Consider the following 18,003-nt stretch of genomic DNA (forward strand, 5'->3'; position numbering starts at 1 on the left):
GCAGACCATGTGGTGAGCAATGACACCACCGGGACGCTACCGGAGTTTGCTACCGTCGAGATGTCACCATGTGACACCGGACGAGGCGGCACCGTACCCGGCCAGCGACAAGACGGAGCCACGGAGGGTGTGCCATGGCGTGGTTGATTCTGGTGATCTCGGGTGTACTGGAGGCCGTGTGGGCCACCGCGCTCGGCAGGTCCGAGGGCTTCACCAAACTGGCCCCGTCGGTGGTTTTCGGTGTGGCGCTGATGTTCTCGATGGCCGGCCTGGCCTTCGCCATGCGCTCGCTGCCCATCGGCACCAGCTACGCGATCTGGGTGGGTATCGGCGCCGCGCTCACCGTGGGCTACGCGATGTTCACCGGCTCCGAGGGCGCCTCAGTCATCAAGGTGGCGCTGATCCTCGGCATCATCGGCTGCGTCGTCGGCCTCAAACTGATCGGACACTAGCGACGTGAGCGCAACAGCCGGGACAAGCCGAGTGCGCCGATCGCGCCCACCGCGAAACTTGCGACGGCACCTGACATCCCGACTCCCTCACGCACCTCGATCCGCGGACTGATCCGGACCGGGCCGGGCGGCTCGACCGGCACCGCCTCCAGGTTCTCCGGAGCGGTCGCCGCCCAGGCCGTCGCGAACAGGATCAGTCGCGCGGTGATGTAGGCGAACACCATCAGCCCCAGCACCGGACCGAAGGTGGCGCCGGCCGGCCCGGTCACCACCGCGCGCAGGTAGATCGAGGCCACCTGCTTGAACACCTCGAACGCCACGGCCACGATCAGACCGGCCTGCAGCGAACTCCGGAAGCTCACCGACTCGCGCGGCAGCCGGGCGATAATCCAGGTGAACAGCATCCAGGAGACCCCGAGCGAGAACACCCACGACGCCACCTGCAGTCCGACGCCGAGACCCGGCACATCCTGCAGCCCGAACCAGCCCAGCACCGCCGTCATCGGTGACTCTTTGCTCAGCGCGGTCAGGCCGATCGTCAGTGCCAGCGCCACGAACGCCGAGACCAGCGACAACAGATCCGACAGCTTTGTGGACACGAATCCGCCGGGCGCGTGCCGCTGCTCCCACATCTGGCTCAGCGCTTCGCGCAGGTTGGCCATCCAGCCCAGGCCGGCCCAGGCGGCGGTGAGCAGCCCGATCACGCCGACGGTGCCGCGCGAGTCGATCGCCGAGTCCATCAACTCCACAAGTTGCGACCCGAGGTCACCCGAGACGCTGGAGCGGATGCGCTCCTCGACCTCCGCCATCAGATCGGGCTGGTTGGCCAGCACGAACCCACCGATCGAGAACCCGACCATGAGCAGCGGGAACAACGCGAAGATGGTGAAGTACGTGATGCCGGCGGCGTAGAAGTCGCCCTTGCAGTAGTTGTACCGGTCCTGCGCCACCATGATGCGGTTGAACCAGGCGAAACGATTGCGCAACCGGTCCATCACACCTGGTTTGTCCGGCTCGGACGGGGCTGTCGGTACCGCTTCGCGGTCGGCCATCGGTGGTCCCTTTCCGGGCTGTCAACGTGTCGGCGACAAGAATCCCATTCGGTCATATACCCGCTGCAACGTCGCTGAAGCGACCCGGTCGGCGCGCGCGGCCCCGGTGGCCAGCACCGCCTGCAGCTCGGTCGGGTCATCGAGCAGTTCGTCGACACGTGCCTTGATCGGCGTGACGAATTCGACCACGGCATCCGCGGTTTCGGTCTTGAGATCGCCGTACCCGCGTCCGGCGTAACCGGCCACCAGCGTGTCGATATCGGTGCCGGTCACCGCGGACTGAATGGTGAGCAGGTTGGACACCCCGGGCTTGGCCTCGCGGTCGAATCGGATCTCACGCTCGCTGTCGGTCACCGCCGACCGGATCTTCTTGGCGGTCTTCTTCGGATCGTCGAGCAGGCTGATAAGGCCGGCGTCGGTGGCTGCGGACTTGCTCATCTTGGCCGTCGGGTCCTGCAGGTCATAGATCTTGGCGGTGGCCTTGGGGATGATCGCCTCGGGAATGACGAAGGTGCCCGGAAGGCGGACGTTGATGCGTTCGGCGATATCGCGGGCCAGTTCCAGGTGCTGGCGCTGGTCCTCCCCGACCGGCACCAGCGCGGTGTCGTAGAGCAGCACATCGGCCGCCATCAGCACCGGATAGGTGAACAACCCGACCGTGGTCGCCTCGGCCCCCTGCTTCTGTGACTTGTCCTTGAACTGCGTCATCCGCGATGCCTGCCCGAAACCGGTGAAACACCCCAGCACCCAAGCCAGTTGGGTGTGGGCGGGTACGTGGCTCTGGACGAACACCGTCGCCTTCGCCGGATCGACGCCCAGTGCGAGATACTGTGCAGCGGTCACCAGGGTGCGCTTGCGCAGCACCTCCGGATCCTGCGGGACGGTGATGGCGTGCAGGTCCACGACACAGAAGTACGCGTCGTAGTCGCTCTGCAGGCTGACCCACTGGTTGACCGCACCGAGGGCGTTACCGAGGTGCAGGGAATCCGAGGTGGGCTGTGCGCCGGAGAACACGACCTGGCGACCGGCGCTGCTGGAGTCACTCATGATGCCTCGATCTTGTCATGCGCGCATTTCACATCGCGCCCGCTATGGTTTACGCATTCGTCAATTAACCGGAGGCGTCGTGCGCCGCTTTTCCCCAGCCCTGCTGAGCCTTATCGTTGTCGCCATGCCCAGCTTCGGAACTGCCACTGCCGCAGCGGAATCCGATGGGCGCGCGGTCGTCATCGTGTCCGGCGGCGACGCCACGAGCCCGTTCACCACCCCATCGGTGGCCTGCGCATCGGGTTTGGCGGCCGGCAACACCGATACCGCGCTACGCCAGTACCTGCTCGAACAGGGCCATACCGTCTATACCTCACCTGCGATGGCCGGCCGCGGCCCGGTCGTGGACCAGGACGGGTTCGGCGCTTTCGGAGATTGCCCGATCACGCTGCCGGAGAACATGACCGTCAACTCCACCGGCAGTATCGATACCGCCGGTGAGCACCTGGCCCGCTTTTTCGACCACTTGCACACCGCATACGGTGTCGATGAAATCGACATCGTCGGCCATTCCATGGGCGGGCTGTACTCGCGTGCGGCGATCAGGGTGCTGCAGGGCCTCGGCTCCCCGATCCAGATCCGGTCGCTGACCACCATCGGCACCCCGTGGCAGGGGTCGTATCTCTCCGACTACGCCAACGGCATCACCCCGAGATCGGACTGCCTCGGTGACGCCTTCTGCGAGGCGGCGATGGACGGGATGAAGACCGAGGTCGAGCGGCTGATGGCCGGGTCAGGGCGCGAGGTCAACCAGGCTTATCTGATGGGTCCCGACGGCTGGAACGAATACCAGGCCGGCGTGCTCGACCAGATCCCGGTCACCCTGATCGGCGGCAACCGCTTCACCGCGCCGGACGGCTCCGGACCGCCGAATCCGGCCGTGTGGCCCAACGACGGCCTCGTCGCGACCTCCAGCGCGCTGGCGACCGATATCAGCGACCGGGTGCTCCCGCAGCGCCGGACAGTCACCTTCGACGACACCCACAGCATCTTCGTCTCCGACGCCAACGGGCTGCCCTGGGAGACCGGGTTGACCTGGGATCGCCGGGTCCTTCAGACCGTGAACGCCGCCGTCGAGGACTCCTGAGGTCAATCGTTTTCCGCGCGGGTCCACAGGTCGAGCACCCGGAGGAAGATGCGGCGCTCGTCGGCGCTCAGGGCTCCCAGCCACCGTTCCTCGCCACGTTGGATGTCCGACTGGGCGGCATCCTTGACCTTCTGCCCCTTCGCGGTGATCGCCAGCAGGCGAACCCGCCGGTCCTCGGGATCGACCTGACGCTCGATATGGCCACGGTCCTGCAGGTCATCGAGGGTGCGGATGATGCGCGTCTTGTCGGCGCCGATCGCTTCGGCGAGGGCGGCCTGGGTGCGTACCGGCCCGCCGTCCAATGCGCACAGCACGACGTAGCCCCACATGGTGAGATCGTGCGCCTCCAGCACAGGCAGCTCGGCGGCGGCCATGTCGCGCAGCAACGGGGCGAGCATGGCCGCCAGGTCGGGACGTCGCGGCACCGCCACATGCTAAGCGTTGCTCAATCATAAGCTATAGCTTATCGTAAGCTGATGCATATCAATTCTGCCGGTATCGCACCCTCCCACCGAACCGCCGTCCTGCACTCCGTTTTCATCGTCGAGGCCGTCACCGCATCCGACCTGGATCTGCCGACACCGTGCGCGGGGTGGACGGTGGCCGACCTGCTCGCGCACATGACCGTTCAGCACCGCGGGTTCGCCGCGTCGGTGCGGGGCCACGGCGCCGACGCCCGAATCTGGGATCCCGAGACGATCAGCGCGCAGGTGCGGGCCGACCCGGCGGGGAGTTACACCGCCGCCGCCCGCGATGCGCTCGACGCATTCAGCGCCGACGGCATCGACGACGCCGTGTGCGCCCTACCCGAATTCGGTCCGGACGCAACGGTTCCCGGCGCGATCGCGATGGCCATGCATTTCGTGGACTATGTCGTGCACGGCTGGGACGTCGCCGCCAGCCTGGGCTTGCCGTTCCAGCTGCCCGACGAGGTGGTCGCCGCGGCGCTGCCGATCGTGCTGGGGATCCCCGACGACGGGTCCAGAGACGCCGCGAATACGCCGTTCGGGCACGCCGTCGAGGCCGCCGGCACCACGGATCTCGGCCGGCTCCTGGCCCACCTGGGCAGGCGGCCGGACTGGTCGGCTCAGGCGAACTCGACGGTCACCGGGGCGTGATCGGACCAGCGCAGCGCGTACAACTCGGCCCGCTCCACCCGCGCCGATACCGCACGGGCGGCCAGCCCCGGGCTGGCCAGGTGGTAGTCGATACGCCAGCCCGCGTCATTGTCGAAAGCCTTACCGCGCCATGACCACCAACTGTATGGGCCCGCCACGTCGGGATGCAGTCGGCGCACCACGTCCACCCAGCCGGTCGACATCAGATCGGTCAGCCACTGCCGCTCTGCGGGCAGGAAGCCCGCCTTCTTGACATTGGCCTTCCACGCCTTGATATCGCTCTCGGTGTGCGCGATGTTCCAGTCACCGCAGAGCACCGCATCGTCGCCCTGCGCGAGCAGCGCGGCCATCCGGGTCTCGACCGCGGACATGAAGCGTTCCTTCTCCCGCTGGCGCTCGGTCTCGGCCTCGCCGGTGGGCAGGTACACGCTGGCCACCGTGGCTCCTGCGGTGTCGACCTCGATATAGCGGCCGTGCTCGGCGAACTCCTCGGAGCCCGGACCGATGCGCACCGCGTCGAAGGGTGCGCGGGACAGCACGGCAACACCGTTGCGGCCCTTCACATGCGGCTCGGCCGCGGCGAGATGCCAACCGTCGGCCAGCGCCGGCGCCAGCGCCTCGGCGAGCTGCTCGTCATCGGCGCGGGTCTCCTGCAGGCAGACGACGTCGGCGGTGCTGTCCTTCAGCCACGGCAGCAGTCCGAGGTTCTCCGTGGACCGCTGTTTGACCGCTGCGCGGATGCCGTTGACGTTGACGGTGGTGACGATCACGGTGGACGACCCTAGTGGACGACCCCGACATCTGTTGATCCCCGGCCCGGCCCACCGGCGACCCCTTGCGGTACCGGCGGTACCGCCATACTGTCGGGCGCTATGACCCAACGCGCACCCATCCACCGCGGATCGGGTGAACCGATCCTCATGCTGCACCCGTTCCTGTGCTCGCAGAACGTCTGGCGCACGGTGGCCGACCAACTCGCCGACACCGGCCGCTTCGAGGTGCTGGCACCCACCATGGTCGGTCACAACGGGGGTTCCCGCGCGGGCACATGGCTACTGGACACAGCCGCACTGGTGGACGATGTCGAACGTCGGATGGACCAGATCGGCTGGGAGAGCGCCCATATCGTCGGCAACTCACTGGGCGGCTGGGTGGCATTCGAACTGGAGCGGCGCGGCCGGGCACGCACCCTGACCGCCATCGCTCCGGCGGGCGGGTGGAGTCAGCACTCCCCCACCAAATACGAGACAGTGCTGAAGTTCCTGGCCGGCGGCCCGGCCCTGATCGCCGCCCGCCTGCTCGGGCCGCGCATCCTGGACCTGCCGTACGGCACCCGGATCGCCACCCTGCCGGTGAGCGGGCCCGCCGACGGACCCAGCCGCGCGGACCTGGTCGCCCTCGTCGAGGATGCCACGCACTGCACGGCCTACATCCAGTTGCTCATCAAGACGTTGCGCCTGCCGGGCCTGCTGGAACTGGCCCAGGTGGGCGTGCCGACACACCTGGTGCTGTGCGAGAAGGACCGGGTGTTCCCGAGCCCGCGCGGAACGAAGTACTTCATCGAGAACCTGCCGACCGACGCAAAGGTGACCCGCCTGCCGGGACTGGGCCACATCCCGATGCTGGAGGCGCCCGGCCAGATCACCGAACTGATCGCCGAATTCGCCGATCAGCACACCGAGCCCGAACGCGAGGCGCCACCGGCGGGCTGACGCCGCTACCCGTGCGGGCGCCAGGTCAGCTCTTGGCGGACTCCAGCGCGGCGTTGAACGTCTTGGAAGGACGCATGACCGCGGCGAGCTTCTCCGGGTCCGGGTAGTAGTAGCCACCGATATCGGCGTGCCCGCCCTGAACCTCGTTGAGCTCGGCGATGATGGCGTCCTCGTTCTCCGCCAGCGCCTTGGCCAGCGGCGCGAAGTGCTCGGCGAGCCCCTTGTCCTCGGTCTGCTCGGCCAGCGCCTGCGCCCAGTACATGGACAGGTAGAACTGGCTACCGCGGTTGTCCAACTCGCCGGCCTTGCGCGACGGATTCTTGTTCTCGTTCAACAGCTTTCCGACCGCGGTGTCCAGCGTCTCACCGAGCAGCTTGGCCTTGGCATTATCGGTCTTGCTGCCGAGATCCTCCAGGCTGGCGCCGATGGCGAGGAACTCACCCAGCGAATCCCAGCGCAGGTGGTTCTCCTCGACCAGCTGGCTGACGTGCTTGGGCGCCGAGCCGCCGGCTCCGGTCTCATACAGTCCGCCACCGGCCATCAGCGGCACGACCGAGAGCATCTTCGCGCTGGTGCCCAGCTCCAGGATCGGGAACAGGTCGGTGAGGTAGTCACGCAGGATGTTGCCGGTCGCGGCGATGGTGTCCTGCCCGCGGATCACCCGCTCCAGCGTGTACCGCATGGCCCACACCTGCGGCAGGATCGTGATGTCCAGGCCCTCGGTGTCCTCGTCCTTGAGGTACTCCTTGACCTTCTTGCGCAGCTCGTTCTCGTGCGGACGCTCGTCGTCGAGCCAGAACACCGTCGTCATGCCGGACTGCCGGGCGCGGTTGACCGCAAGCTTCACCCAGTCGCGGATCGCGGCGTCCTTGACGATCGGCATGCGCCAGATATCGCCTTCTTCGACCTCCTGGCTCAGCAGCACCTCACCGGAATCGATGTCGACGATCTTGGCGACCCCGGCCTCGGCGATCTCAAAGGTCTTGTCGTGGCTGCCGTATTCCTCGGCCTTCTGCGCCATCAGTCCGACGTTCGGCACGGTGCCCATGGTGGTGGGATCGAACTGGCCGTGCGTCTTACAGAAGTTGATCATCTCCTGATACATCCGCGAGAAGGTCGACTCCGGGTTCACCGCCTTGGTGTCCTTGGTGCGTCCGTCGGCGCCGTACATCTTGCCGCCGAGGCGGATCATCGCGGGCATCGACGCATCCACGATGACATCGGACGGCGAATGGAAGTTGGAGATGCCCTTCGCCGAATCGACCATGGCGAGTTCGGGGCGATGCTCGTGACACGCGTGCAGGTCGTTGATGATCTCTTCACGCTGCGAGGCCGGCAACGACTCGATCTTGCCGTACAGATCCGAAAGACCGTTGTTGACGTTCACGCCCAGCTCGTCGAACAGCTTCTCGTGCTTGGCGAACGCGTCCTTGTAGAACACCTTCACCGCGTGACCGAACACGATGGGGTGGCTGACCTTCATCATGGTCGCCTTGACGTGCAGGGAGAACATCACACCCGTCTTGTAGGCGTCCTCGATCTGCTCCTCGTAGAACTCGATGAGCGCCTTCTTGCTCATGTACATGCTGTCGATCACATCGCCGGCGTCGAGCTTCACCTCGGGTTTGAGCACGGTTTCGCCCGCCGAGGTCTCCAGCACCATCTTGACCTTGCGGTCCTTGTCCACCGTCAGCGACTTTTCGCCGTGGTAGAAGTCGCCGTCCTTCATGGTCGCCACGTGGGTGCGTGACGCCTGCGACCACTTGCCCATGCTGTGCGGATGCTTGCGGGCGTACTCCTTGACGGCCTTGGGGGCGCGGCGGTCGGAGTTGCCCTCGCGCAACACCGGGTTCACCGCGCTGCCGAGGATCTTGGAGTACCGCTCCTTGATCTGCTTCTCTTCGTCGGTCTTCGGGTCTCCGGGGAAGTCGGGGAGGTCGTACCCCTTCTCCTTGAGTTCCTTGATGGCGGCCAGCAACTGGGGCACCGACGCACTGATGTTGGGCAGCTTGATGATGTTGGCGGCCGGATCCTGGGTCAGCTCGCCGAGTTCGGCGAGGTTGTCCGGCACCTTCTGCTCATCGGACAGGCGGTCACTGAACTCGGCCAGGATGCGCGCCGCCACGGAGATGTCACTGGTCTTGACGTCGATCCCGGCGGCGTCGGCGAAGGTCCGGATGATCGGCAGGAAGGCGTAGGTCGCCAACAGCGGCGCCTCGTCGGTCAACGTGTAGATGATGGTCGGATGCTCGGCGCTCATGTGTACTCCCGGCGTCACTGTCGTGTCAGATGCAGCGAAAGTCGTTTCTGCCGTGATTGATTGAGCAGAGGCGCTCTCGCACCAGCGGGCCGCCCGCGGCCGTTCTCACGACGGTCCCAGGCTGCCCTCACCGGCAACACTACAAGGGCCGACGAACCGGCGAGGGGTCAGCTTTGACTACTGGCCAGTAGCTATTTTTGTGGCCGCGCGACACCTCCGATAACCAGGTGGCATCGGGTCAACGTCGTGAGCTAGGCTTCATATCGGTCATGAGTGCCAGCATCTAGCCCCGGCTTGCTGGCCGGCAACCCTCCAACCGCGGTGGGGTGCTCCGGGTGAAGACCAGGTTGAGCAGTCGAATGGCGACTGCCGGCAAGCGCGGGTCCGCACTGACGGGCCCCCAGACACAGATGGAGGTTCGTTCCCGTGAGCACGCCAGAAGATCCCACCGCCACGTGGTCGTTCGAGACCAAGCAGGTACACGCCGGCCAGACCCCCGACACGGCGACCAGCGCCCGGGCACTGCCGATCTACCAGACCACGTCCTACACGTTCCGCGATACCGACCATGCGGCCGCGCTGTTCGGGCTGGCCGAGCCTGGCAACATCTACACCCGGATCATGAATCCGACCACCGATGTCATCGAGCAGCGGGTGGCGGCCCTCGAGGGCGGTGTCGCAGCGCTGTTCCTGTCCTCCGGGCAGGCCGCCGAGACGTTCGCGATCCTGAACCTGGCCGGCGCCGGGGATCACATCGTGTCGAGCCCGCGGCTCTACGGCGGCACCTACAACCTGTTCCACTACACGCTGCCCAAGCTCGGTATCGAGGTCAGCTTCGTGGAGAACCCCGATGACCTGGAGTCCTGGCGCGCCGCGATCCGGCCCAACACCAAAGCGTTCTTCGCCGAGACCATCTCCAACCCCCAGATCGACATCCTCGACATCCCCGGCGTCTCGGGCGTGGCTCATGAGCAGGGCATCCCACTGATCGTCGACAACACCATCGCCACCCCGTACCTGATCCAGCCGATCGCCCACGGTGCCGACATCGTGGTGCACTCCGCGACCAAGTACCTCGGCGGTCACGGCACCGCGATCGCGGGCGTCATCGTCGACAGCGGCACCTTCGACTGGACCCAGGGCCGTCACCCCGGTTTCACCGAGCCGGACCCGAGCTATCACGGTGTGGTGTTCTCCGAGCTCGGCCCGCCCGCGTATGCGCTCAAGGCGCGCGTGCAGCTGCTGCGCGATCTGGGATCGGCGCTGGCACCGTTCAATGCCTTCCTCATCGCCCAGGGCCTGGAAACCTTGTCGTTGCGCATCGAACGGCACGTCGCCAACGCCCAGCGGGTCGCCGAATACCTGTCCGGACGCGAGGACGTCGTGTCGGTGAACTACGCCGGCCTGCCCACCTCACCCTGGTATGAGCTGGGCCGCAAAATTGCCCCCAAGGGCACCGGCGCGGTGCTGGCCTTCGAACTGGCCGGGGGCATCGAAGCCGGAAAGGCCTTCGTCAACGCGCTGACCCTGCACAGCCATGTCGCCAATATCGGCGACGTGCGGTCGCTGGTCATCCACCCGGCCTCCACCACCCATCAGCAGCTGACTGCCGAGGAACAGCTCACCACCGGCGTCACGCCCGGGCTGGTGCGCCTCGCGGTGGGCATCGAGGGGATCGACGACATCCTGGCCGACCTGGACCGGGGGTTCGCCGCGGCCCAGGCCTTCGCCGGTGCCGGCCAGAGTGTCGCGTCGGTGTGAGGCGGCCCGATGACCATCTTCGACATACTGAGCGACGTGCCGACTCTGCCCGCAGAAGGTGAGCTCGGGGTCGTCCACATCGGCGCCCTGACGCTGGAAAGCGGCGTGGTCCTCGACGATGTATCGATCGCGGTGCAACGCTGGGGCGAGCTGAACCGCGAACGCGACAACGTCGTCATGGTGCTGCACGCACTCACCGGCGATTCGCACATCACCGGTCCGGCGGGCCCCGACCATCCGACACCGGGCTGGTGGGACGGCGTGGCCGGGCCCGGCGCGACGATCGACACCGACCGCTGGTGCGCCATCGCCACCAATGCGCTCGGCGGCTGCCGCGGCTCGACCGGGCCCAGCTCGATCGCACCCGACGGAAAGCCCTGGGGCTCAAGGTTCCCGGCGATCACCATCCGCGATCAGGTGAATGCCGATCTCGCCGCGCTGGCCGCGCTCGGGATCACCGAGGTGGCCGCGGTGATCGGCGGATCGATGGGCGGTGCACGGGCGCTGGAGTGGATCGTCGGGCACCCCGACACCGTCCGCGCCGGCCTGATCCTGGCGGTCGGCGCACGCGCCACCGCCGATCAGATCGGCACCCAGAGCACCCAGGTTGCCGCGATCAAGGCCGACCCGGACTGGAACGGCGGCGACTACTACGACACCGGCCGCGGCCCGGCCGCGGGTCTGGAGATCGCGCGACGCGTCGCGCACCTCACCTACCGCGGCGAGGCCGAGCTGGACTCCCGGTTCGGCAATGACGCCCAGGGCGACGAGGACCCCACCAACGGTGGGCGCTACGCCGTGCAGAGCTACCTGGAACATCAGGGCGGCAAGCTGGTGTCCCGGTTCGACGCCGGCACCTACGTCGCGCTCACCGACGCACTGAGCAGCCACGATGTCGGCCGCGACCGCGGCGGCGTGGAGGCTGCGCTGGCCGGATGCCCGGTGCCGGTGCTCGTCGCGGGCATCACCTCCGACCGGCTGTACCCGCTGCGCCAGCAGCAGGAACTGGCCGACCTGCTGCCCGGCTGCGCCGAACTGAAGGTCGTCGATTCGATCTATGGCCACGACGGGTTCCTGGTGGAGACCGAGGCGGTGGCTCCGCTGATCCGGCAGACCCTGGAGATCGCGTCCCGGTGAGCCCGTCGAACAAGCAGGGATCCCTGTCCTTCGGCGAGGAAGCCGCCGCCTACGAACGCGGGCGGCCGTCCTACCCGCCGGAGGCCATCGACTGGCTGTTGCCGAGCGGCGCGCAGCGCGTGCTGGACCTCGGCGCGGGGACCGGCAAGCTGACCGTGCGGCTCGTCGAGCGCGGCCTGGACGTGGTGGCCGTGGACCCGATTCCCGAGATGTTGGAAGTCCTCAGCCACTCGCTGCCGCAGACCCCGGCGCTGCTGGGTACGGCCGAGGAGATTCCGTTGCCGGACAACAGCGTCGACTCCGTGCTGGTGGCCCAGGCCTGGCACTGGTTCGACCCGAAACGCGCCGCGCAGGAGATCGCCCGGGTGTTACGCCCCGGCGGCCGGCTCGGGCTGGTGTGGAACACCCGCGACGAGCGGATGGGCTGGGTCAAGGATCTCGGCACCATCATCGGGCACGAGCACGACCCACTCAGCGACGAGGTGACGCTGGATACGCCGTTCACCGATGTGGAACGCAACCGGGTGGAATGGACCAGCTACCTGACCCCGCAGGCACTCATCGATCTGGTGGCGTCCCGTAGCTACTGCATCACCTCGCCCACCGAGGTGCGCACCCGCACACTGGAGAAGGTCCGCGAACTGCTGGCCACTCATCCGGCGCTGGCCAACAGCACCGGTTTGGCGCTGCCCTACATCACGGTCGGAATCCGGGCGACGCTGCCCTGAGCTGGCGTCATCGATGCCGGCGCCGGAATATTCGTGCCGCCGAATGGGTACTAGACGGTGAACGACGAGAGGCCCGCGATGACCAAGCGTGACCGAGACCGTCTTGCCGCAGCCGGAGGCACCGCCCCCGTGGTGCAGATCGCCGCCATGGTGATCGGGGCGGTGTTCCTGGTGTTCGGGGTCGCGGGCTTCATCCCGGGTATCACCAGTCACTTCGACGAACTGAGCTGGGCCGGTCAGCACTCCGGCGCGCTGCTGCTCGGAGTTTTCGCGGTGTCGATCCTGCACAACGTCGTGCACCTGGCGTTCGGGCTCGCCGGCCTGATTCTCGCCCGGACCGCGGCGTCGGCCAAGGCGTATCTGCTCTGGGGTGGAGCCGTGTACGCGGCGCTGTGGCTCTACGGGGTGGCGATCGATCACCACGGCCCGCTGAACGTCGTGCCCGTCAACGCTGCCGACAACTGGCTGCATCTCGGTTTGGCGGTCGCCATGATCGCCTCGGGGGTGACGCTGGGGCGCATGGCGATTCAGCCCGACCAATCCTGAGTCAGGACGTGCCCAGCGGGTCGATCGTCCATGCGATGTAGAGCATCGCCGCGCTGACGGTCGCGGTCGTGGCAAAATCGATGGTGCGGGAACGGATCACCAACAGGCCGGCGCGGTCGTCGGAGAGGGCCAGCCGCAGGGCGGCCGCCACTCCCACCGCGATTCCGATGACGAGCGCACCGCGGCGCCAGTAGCCGGTGATCACCAGCCCCAGTGCGGCCAGGAGTATCAGGCCGACCAGCAGGATCGGCCACTGACCGGCAAAGACCTTGCGGGCGAACTCCTTTGGTGTCACTAGGCGCGCTCCGCGCGCTCCACCACGTTGGTCAGCAGGAACGCCCGGGTCAACGGGCCCACCCCGCCGGGGTTCGGCGACACGTGACCGGCGACATCCCAGACGTCGGGCGCCACGTCACCGGTGAGCTTGCCCTCGACCCGGCTGACGCCGACATCCACCACGGCAGCACCGGGTTTCACCATGTCGGCGGTGACCATATAGGGCACCCCGACCGCAGCCACGATGATGTCCGCCTGCCGGGTCAGCTCAGCCAGATCGCGGGTTCCGGTGTGGCACAACGTGACCGTGGCATTCTCCGAGCGACGGGTGAGCAGCAGGCCGAGCGGGCGGCCGACCGTGACTCCGCGGCCGATGACCACCACGTGCGCGCCGGCGATCGGCACGTCGAAACGACGCAGCAGGTGCACGATGCCGCGCGGCGTGCAGGGCAGCGGCGCTTCCTTGCCCAGCACCAGCCGACCCAGGTTGGTGGGGTGCAGACCGTCGGCGTCCTTGTCCGGGTCGATGCGCTCCAGGGCCGCGTTCTCGTCGAGGTGCTTGGGCAGCGGCAGCTGCACGATGTAGCCGGTGCATTCGGGGTTGGCGTTGAGTTCGTCGATCGTCTCGTCCAGGGTGGCCTGGCTGATATCGGCGGGCAGGTCACGACGGATCGAGTTGATCCCCACCTTCGCGCAGTCGGCGTGCTTGCCGCGCACGTAGGCCTGCGACCCCGGGTCGTCGCCGACCAGGATGGTGCCCAGTCCCGGGGTGCGGCCGGCGGCCGTCAGGGTGGCCACCCGCCCCTTGAGATCGTCGAGAATTTCGTCGCGGGTGGACTTACCGTCCAAAGTCGTCGCTGCCACGTAGGTCATTGTGGCAGGCTCGCCCGGTATGAACATCCAGCCCGGAGTGTTCACTGACGTGTTCGGCGAAGCCAAACTCGGTCCGGTGACGCTGCGCAACCGCATCATCAAGGCCGCCACCTTCGAGGCGTCCACGCCGAATGCGCTGGTCACCGATGATCTGATCAAGTACCACCAGCTCCCCGCCGCAGGCGGTGTGGGCATGACGACGGTCGCCTACTGTGCCGTCACCCCGGGCGGGCGCACCGACGGCTGGCAGCTGTGGATGCGGCCGGAGGCGCTGCCCGGACTGCGCCGGCTCACCGACGCCGTGCACGCCGAGGGTGCCGCGATCAGCGCCCAGATCGGCCACGCCGGCCCGGTCGCCAACGCCAAGACCAACAAGGCCCCGGCCCTGGCCCCGGTGCGGTTCTTCAATCCGCTCTCCATGCGGTTCGCCCGCAGGGCCACCCTTGAGGACATCCGCGCGGTCACCGCGGCGCACGCCGACGCCGCGCGGCTGGCCATCGACGCCGGATTCGACGCGGTGGAGATCCACCTCGGGCACAACTATCTGGCCAGTTCGTTCCTCAGCCCGATGCTCAACCGGCGCACCGATGAGTTCGGCGGCTCGCTGGAGAACCGCGCCAAGGTCGCGCGCGGGCTGGTGCGGGCGGTGCGCGACGCCGTCGACACGCACGGGGCCAAGAAGATCGCGGTCACCGCCAAGCTGACGATGACCGACGGGGTGCGCGGCGGCATCCCGATCGACGAATCCCTGCAGACCGCCAGGTGGCTACAAGATGACGGCGGGCTCGACGCCATCGAGCTGACGGCGGGCAGTTCCCTGGTCAACCCGATGTACCTGTTCCACGGTGACGCGCCGCTCAAGGAGTTCGCCGGCGCGTTCAAACCCCCGATCAGCTGGGGCATGCGGATGACGGGCAAGAAGTTCCTGCGCGAATACCCGTACCGGGAGGCCTACCTGCTGCGGCACGCCCGCCAGTTCCGGGCCGAGCTGTCGCTGCCCCTGATCCTGCTTGGCGGTATCACCAACCGCGAGACCATGGATCTGGCGATGGCCGAGGGATTCGAGTTCGTCGCGATGGGCCGTGCGCTGTTGGCCGAACCCGACCTGATCAACCGCATCAAGGCCGACGGGGACGCCCATACGGTCAAAGCGCTGTGCACCCACTGCAACAAATGCATGCCGACGATCTACACCCACACCCATTGCGTGGTCACCGGCGCTCCGGACACTCTGACCGTCTGACGATCCTGCGCCGAGAACGCCTCAGATCGGCAACAACGCCCTTGCAGCCCGGCACACCGCTTCGCCCAACCGATACAGTTGTTCCCGATGAGCCGCCCCGGAACGCCCGCGCTGACCGTTCGATACGAGGGGTCCGCACGCACCTTCTCCGCAGGCAACGACGTCGTCGTCGGCCGCGATCTGCGTGCCGATGTCCGTATCGCCCACCCGCTGATCTCCCGCGCGCACCTGGTGCTGCGCTTCGATCAGGGCCGGTGGATCGCCATCGACAACGGCAGCCTCAACGGCATGTACCTCAACGGCCAGCGGGTGCCGACCCTCGACATCGTCGACGGCCAGCTCCTCAACGTCGGTAACCCGGACGGCCCGCAACTGGCCTTCGAGGTCGGGCGCCATCAGGGCTCGGTGGGCAGTCCCCCGCCGACCGCCGCGGTCCCGACCCCCACCGGCCCCAGGCCCAGCGCCTCTTGGCCGACCCAGGCACCGATCCAGCCCGCTCCGCCGGCGTGGCCGACCGGCGGCGCACCGGCGCAGAACCCGCCGCGCTATCCGTCGGCGCCGCAGCCGTACCAGCCGACAGGCCAGCAGGCCTACCAGCCCAGCGCGCCGCAACCGGCCTATCCGCCACCGCCGGTCGCGCGCTCACAGCCGGCCTACATCCCGCCGGCCGACCCGTCGCAGACCGCCATGGGTCCGACCGCCGTGCCGCGCCCGTCGGAGAACAATCTCGCGACCAGCATGCTGAAGATCCTGCGTCCGGGGAAGGCACCCGAGGTGCCCCCGGGCGGGATCAAGATCGGTCGCGCCACCGACAACGACATCGTCATCCCCGACGTCCTGGCCTCACGGCACCACGCCACCCTGGTTTCCGGCCCCGGTGGCACCGAGATCCTGGACAACCGCAGCATCAACGGCACCTTCGTCAACGGTGCCCGCGTCGACGACGCGTTGCTGCGCGAGGGCGATGTGGTCACCATCGGCAACGTCGACCTGGTGTTCACCGGCGGGACGCTGGTCCGCGGCTCGGAGACCCAGGCCGCCACCCGCACCGGTGGTCTGGAGGTCCGCGGCCTGACGTGGACCATCGAGGGCAACAAGACGCTGCTGAACAACATCTCCATCGACGCGCGGCCGGGCACGCTGACCGCGATCATCGGCCCGTCGGGCGCCGGTAAGTCGACGTTCGCCAAACAGGTCGCCGGTCTGACGCATCCGACCGACGGCCGGGTGTCCTTCGAGGGCCACGACATTCACGCCGAGTACGCCTCGCTGCGCTCCCGGATCGGCATGGTCCCCCAGGACGATGTGGTGCACGGCCAGCTGACCGTCAAGCAGGCGCTGATGTACGCCGCCGAGCTGCGGCTGCCACCGGACACCACCAACGAGGACCGCGAGCGGGTGGTCCTGCAGGTCCTCGAGGAACTCGAGATGACCCAGCACCTGGAGACCCGGGTGGACAAGCTCTCCGGCGGTCAGCGCAAGCGGGCCTCGGTGGCACTCGAGCTGCTGACCGGCCCGTCGCTGCTGATCCTGGACGAGCCGACCTCGGGCCTGGACCCGGCGCTGGACCGCCAGGTGATGACGATGCTGCGCCAGCTCGCCGACGCCGGCCGCGTGGTGCTGGTGGTGACGCACTCGCTGACCTACCTCGACGTCTGCGATCAGGTGCTGCTGCTGGCGCCGGGCGGCAAGACGGCGTTCTACGGTCCGCCGAGCCAGATCGGCCCGGAACTGGGCACCACCAACTGGGCCGATATCTTCTCCTCGGTCGCCGGTGACCCCGACGCCTCCCATCAGAGCTACCTGTCCCGCAGTGGCCCGCCGCCGCAGGCCGAGGCCTCCTCACAGCCTGCTGATCTCGGCAAGCCCGCGAAAACCAGTGTGCGGCGGCAGTTCTCCACCATCGCGCGACGCCAGATGCGGCTGATCATCTCCGATCGCGGCTACTTCGCGTTCCTGGCGGTGCTGCCGTTCATCATGGGTGTGCTGTCGCTGTCGGTGCCGGGCACCGTCGGCTTCGGCATCCCGGACCCGATGGGCGACGCCCCCAACGAACCCGGCCAGATGCTGGTGCTGCTCAACGTCGGTGCCATCTTCATGGGCACCGCGCTGACGGTCCGCGACCTGATCGGTGAGCGCGCCATCTTCCGCCGCGAACAGGCCGTCGGGTTGTCGACGACGGCGTACCTGATGGCCAAGGTGTGCATCTACGCGGTGTTCGCCATCATCCAGTCCTCGATCGTCACCGCCATCGCGGTTGCCGGCAAGGGCGGCCCGACCCAGGGGTCGGTGTCCTTCCTGCCGCCGACAGCCGAGCTGTTCCTGGTGATGGCGGCAACGACGGTGACCGCCGCGATGGTCGGCTTGGCGCTCTCGGCGCTGGCCAAGTCCAGTGAGCAGATCATGCCGCTGCTGGTGGTCGCGGTGATGAGCCAGCTGGTGTTCTCCGGGGGCATGATCCCGGTGACCGACCGCATCGTGCTCGATCAGCTGTCCTGGTTCACCCCGGCGCGCTGGGGTTACGCAGCGTCGGCGTCCACGGTGGACATCACCAAGCTGGTGCCCGGCCCGCTGACGCCCAAGGACTCGCACTGGGAGCACACCGCGTCGGCATGGTGGTTCGACATGGGCATGCTGGCGCTGCTGAGCGTGGGCTACCTGACCTTCGTGCGCTTCAAGATTCGCCTCAAGGCCGGCTGATCACTGCGGTT

17 protein-coding genes and 2 riboswitches are annotated in these 18,003 nt (G+C 67.6%); of the genes, 10 read left to right on the forward strand and 7 right to left on the reverse strand.

Translation table 11 applies throughout. The features are described from left to right. Positions 1–57: 57 nt before the first annotated feature. A riboswitch (guanidine-III (ykkC-III) riboswitch) is annotated at positions 58–122 on the forward strand. Positions 123–134: 12 nt separating this feature from the next. Then, positions 135–452, forward strand: coding sequence for a DMT family transporter (locus EXE63_RS08260; RefSeq protein WP_168141541.1), 318 nt, complete (start codon positions 135–137; stop codon positions 450–452). Here EXE63_RS08260 and yhjD read toward each other — a convergent pair. After that, positions 449–1,504, reverse strand: coding sequence for an inner membrane protein YhjD (gene yhjD, locus EXE63_RS08265; RefSeq protein WP_168141542.1), 1,056 nt, complete (start codon positions 1,502–1,504; stop codon positions 449–451). The genes EXE63_RS08260 and yhjD overlap by 4 nt on opposite strands. 21 nt (positions 1,505–1,525) lie before the next feature. Beyond that, the gene (gene trpS / locus EXE63_RS08270; protein ID WP_168141543.1) at positions 1,526–2,551 is read right to left on the reverse strand and encodes a tryptophan--tRNA ligase; all 1,026 of its coding nucleotides are present in this window, start codon (positions 2,549–2,551) and stop codon (positions 1,526–1,528) included. A 124-nt stretch (positions 2,552–2,675) separates the two neighbouring features. Between trpS and EXE63_RS08275 the strand changes: the two genes are divergently transcribed. Next, positions 2,676–3,638 carry an esterase/lipase family protein gene (locus tag EXE63_RS08275; RefSeq protein WP_210000380.1) on the forward strand — a complete coding sequence of 321 codons (963 nt, stop codon included), beginning with the start codon at positions 2,676–2,678 and terminating at the stop codon, positions 3,636–3,638. A 2-nt stretch (positions 3,639–3,640) separates the two neighbouring features. Here EXE63_RS08275 and EXE63_RS08280 read toward each other — a convergent pair whose 3' ends face one another. After that, positions 3,641–4,036 (reverse strand): MarR family winged helix-turn-helix transcriptional regulator, encoded by a 396-nt coding sequence (locus tag EXE63_RS08280; RefSeq protein ID WP_168145468.1) that lies wholly within the window; start codon positions 4,034–4,036, stop codon positions 3,641–3,643. Between the two features lie 78 nt (positions 4,037–4,114). Here EXE63_RS08280 and EXE63_RS08285 point away from each other — a divergent pair, with 78 nt between their 5' ends. Continuing rightward, positions 4,115–4,756 (forward strand): TIGR03086 family metal-binding protein, encoded by a 642-nt coding sequence (locus tag EXE63_RS08285; protein WP_168141545.1) that lies wholly within the window; start codon positions 4,115–4,117, stop codon positions 4,754–4,756. Here the strand turns inward: EXE63_RS08285 and EXE63_RS08290 are convergent. Continuing rightward, entirely contained in the window at positions 4,726–5,526 is an 801-nt protein-coding gene (locus EXE63_RS08290; protein ID WP_168141546.1) for an exodeoxyribonuclease III, read from the reverse strand. The genes EXE63_RS08285 and EXE63_RS08290 overlap by 31 nt on opposite strands. Positions 5,527–5,628: 102 nt before the next feature. Here EXE63_RS08290 and EXE63_RS08295 point away from each other — a divergent pair, with 102 nt between their 5' ends. After that, positions 5,629–6,468, forward strand: a complete 840-nt coding sequence (locus EXE63_RS08295) for an epoxide hydrolase EphH (protein WP_168141547.1) — start codon at positions 5,629–5,631, stop codon at positions 6,466–6,468. 25 nt (positions 6,469–6,493) lie between these two features. Here EXE63_RS08295 and EXE63_RS08300 read toward each other — a convergent pair whose 3' ends face one another. Further along, a complete protein-coding gene (locus tag EXE63_RS08300) occupies positions 6,494–8,728 on the reverse strand; it encodes an NADP-dependent isocitrate dehydrogenase (RefSeq protein ID WP_168141548.1) in 2,235 nt (744 codons plus the stop codon). Between the two features lie 265 nt (positions 8,729–8,993). Further along, positions 8,994–9,113: riboswitch (SAM riboswitch) on the forward strand. A 41-nt stretch (positions 9,114–9,154) separates the two neighbouring features. On the opposite strand from EXE63_RS08300, the gene EXE63_RS08305 reads away from it, so the two are divergent. The 4 genes from EXE63_RS08305 to EXE63_RS08320 all read left to right on the forward strand — a co-directional run bounded on the left by EXE63_RS08305 (position 9,155) and on the right by EXE63_RS08320 (position 12,900). Continuing rightward, positions 9,155–10,489, forward strand: a complete 1,335-nt coding sequence (locus EXE63_RS08305) for a bifunctional o-acetylhomoserine/o-acetylserine sulfhydrylase (protein ID WP_168141549.1) — start codon at positions 9,155–9,157, stop codon at positions 10,487–10,489. A gap of 9 nt (positions 10,490–10,498) precedes the next feature. After that, positions 10,499–11,626 (forward strand): homoserine O-acetyltransferase MetX, encoded by a 1,128-nt coding sequence (gene metX / locus EXE63_RS08310; RefSeq protein WP_168141550.1) that lies wholly within the window; start codon positions 10,499–10,501, stop codon positions 11,624–11,626. Continuing rightward, positions 11,623–12,354, forward strand: a complete 732-nt coding sequence (locus EXE63_RS08315) for a class I SAM-dependent methyltransferase (protein WP_168141551.1) — start codon at positions 11,623–11,625, stop codon at positions 12,352–12,354. Before metX ends, EXE63_RS08315 begins: the two co-directional genes overlap by 4 nt. Positions 12,355–12,432: 78 nt before the next feature. Beyond that, on the forward strand, positions 12,433–12,900 hold the full coding sequence (locus EXE63_RS08320; RefSeq protein ID WP_168141552.1) for a DUF4383 domain-containing protein: 468 nt from the start codon (positions 12,433–12,435) through the stop codon (positions 12,898–12,900). 1 nt (position 12,901) lies between these two features. Here the strand turns inward: EXE63_RS08320 and EXE63_RS08325 are convergent, their stop codons facing one another. Both EXE63_RS08325 and EXE63_RS08330 read right to left on the reverse strand, forming a co-directional pair. Then, positions 12,902–13,195, reverse strand: coding sequence for a DUF3017 domain-containing protein (locus EXE63_RS08325; RefSeq protein WP_168141553.1), 294 nt, complete (start codon positions 13,193–13,195; stop codon positions 12,902–12,904). Continuing rightward, a complete protein-coding gene (locus tag EXE63_RS08330) occupies positions 13,195–14,040 on the reverse strand; it encodes a bifunctional methylenetetrahydrofolate dehydrogenase/methenyltetrahydrofolate cyclohydrolase (RefSeq protein ID WP_168145469.1) in 846 nt (281 codons plus the stop codon). Before EXE63_RS08330 ends, EXE63_RS08325 begins: the two co-directional genes overlap by 1 nt. A gap of 28 nt (positions 14,041–14,068) precedes the next feature. Between EXE63_RS08330 and EXE63_RS08335 the strand changes: the two genes are divergently transcribed. Together EXE63_RS08335 and EXE63_RS08340 are read left to right on the forward strand one after the other, a co-directional pair. Next, entirely contained in the window at positions 14,069–15,292 is a 1,224-nt protein-coding gene (locus EXE63_RS08335; protein WP_168141554.1) for an NADH:flavin oxidoreductase, read from the forward strand. An 87-nt stretch (positions 15,293–15,379) separates the two neighbouring features. After that, complete coding sequence (locus EXE63_RS08340; protein WP_168141555.1) at positions 15,380–17,992, forward strand: ATP-binding cassette domain-containing protein; 2,613 nt, start codon at positions 15,380–15,382, stop codon at positions 17,990–17,992. The last annotated feature ends 11 nt before the right edge of the window (positions 17,993–18,003 follow it).

It is taken from the genome of Mycolicibacterium frederiksbergense, from assembly GCF_012223425.1.
Lineage (GTDB): Bacteria > Actinomycetota > Actinomycetes > Mycobacteriales > Mycobacteriaceae > Mycobacterium > Mycobacterium frederiksbergense.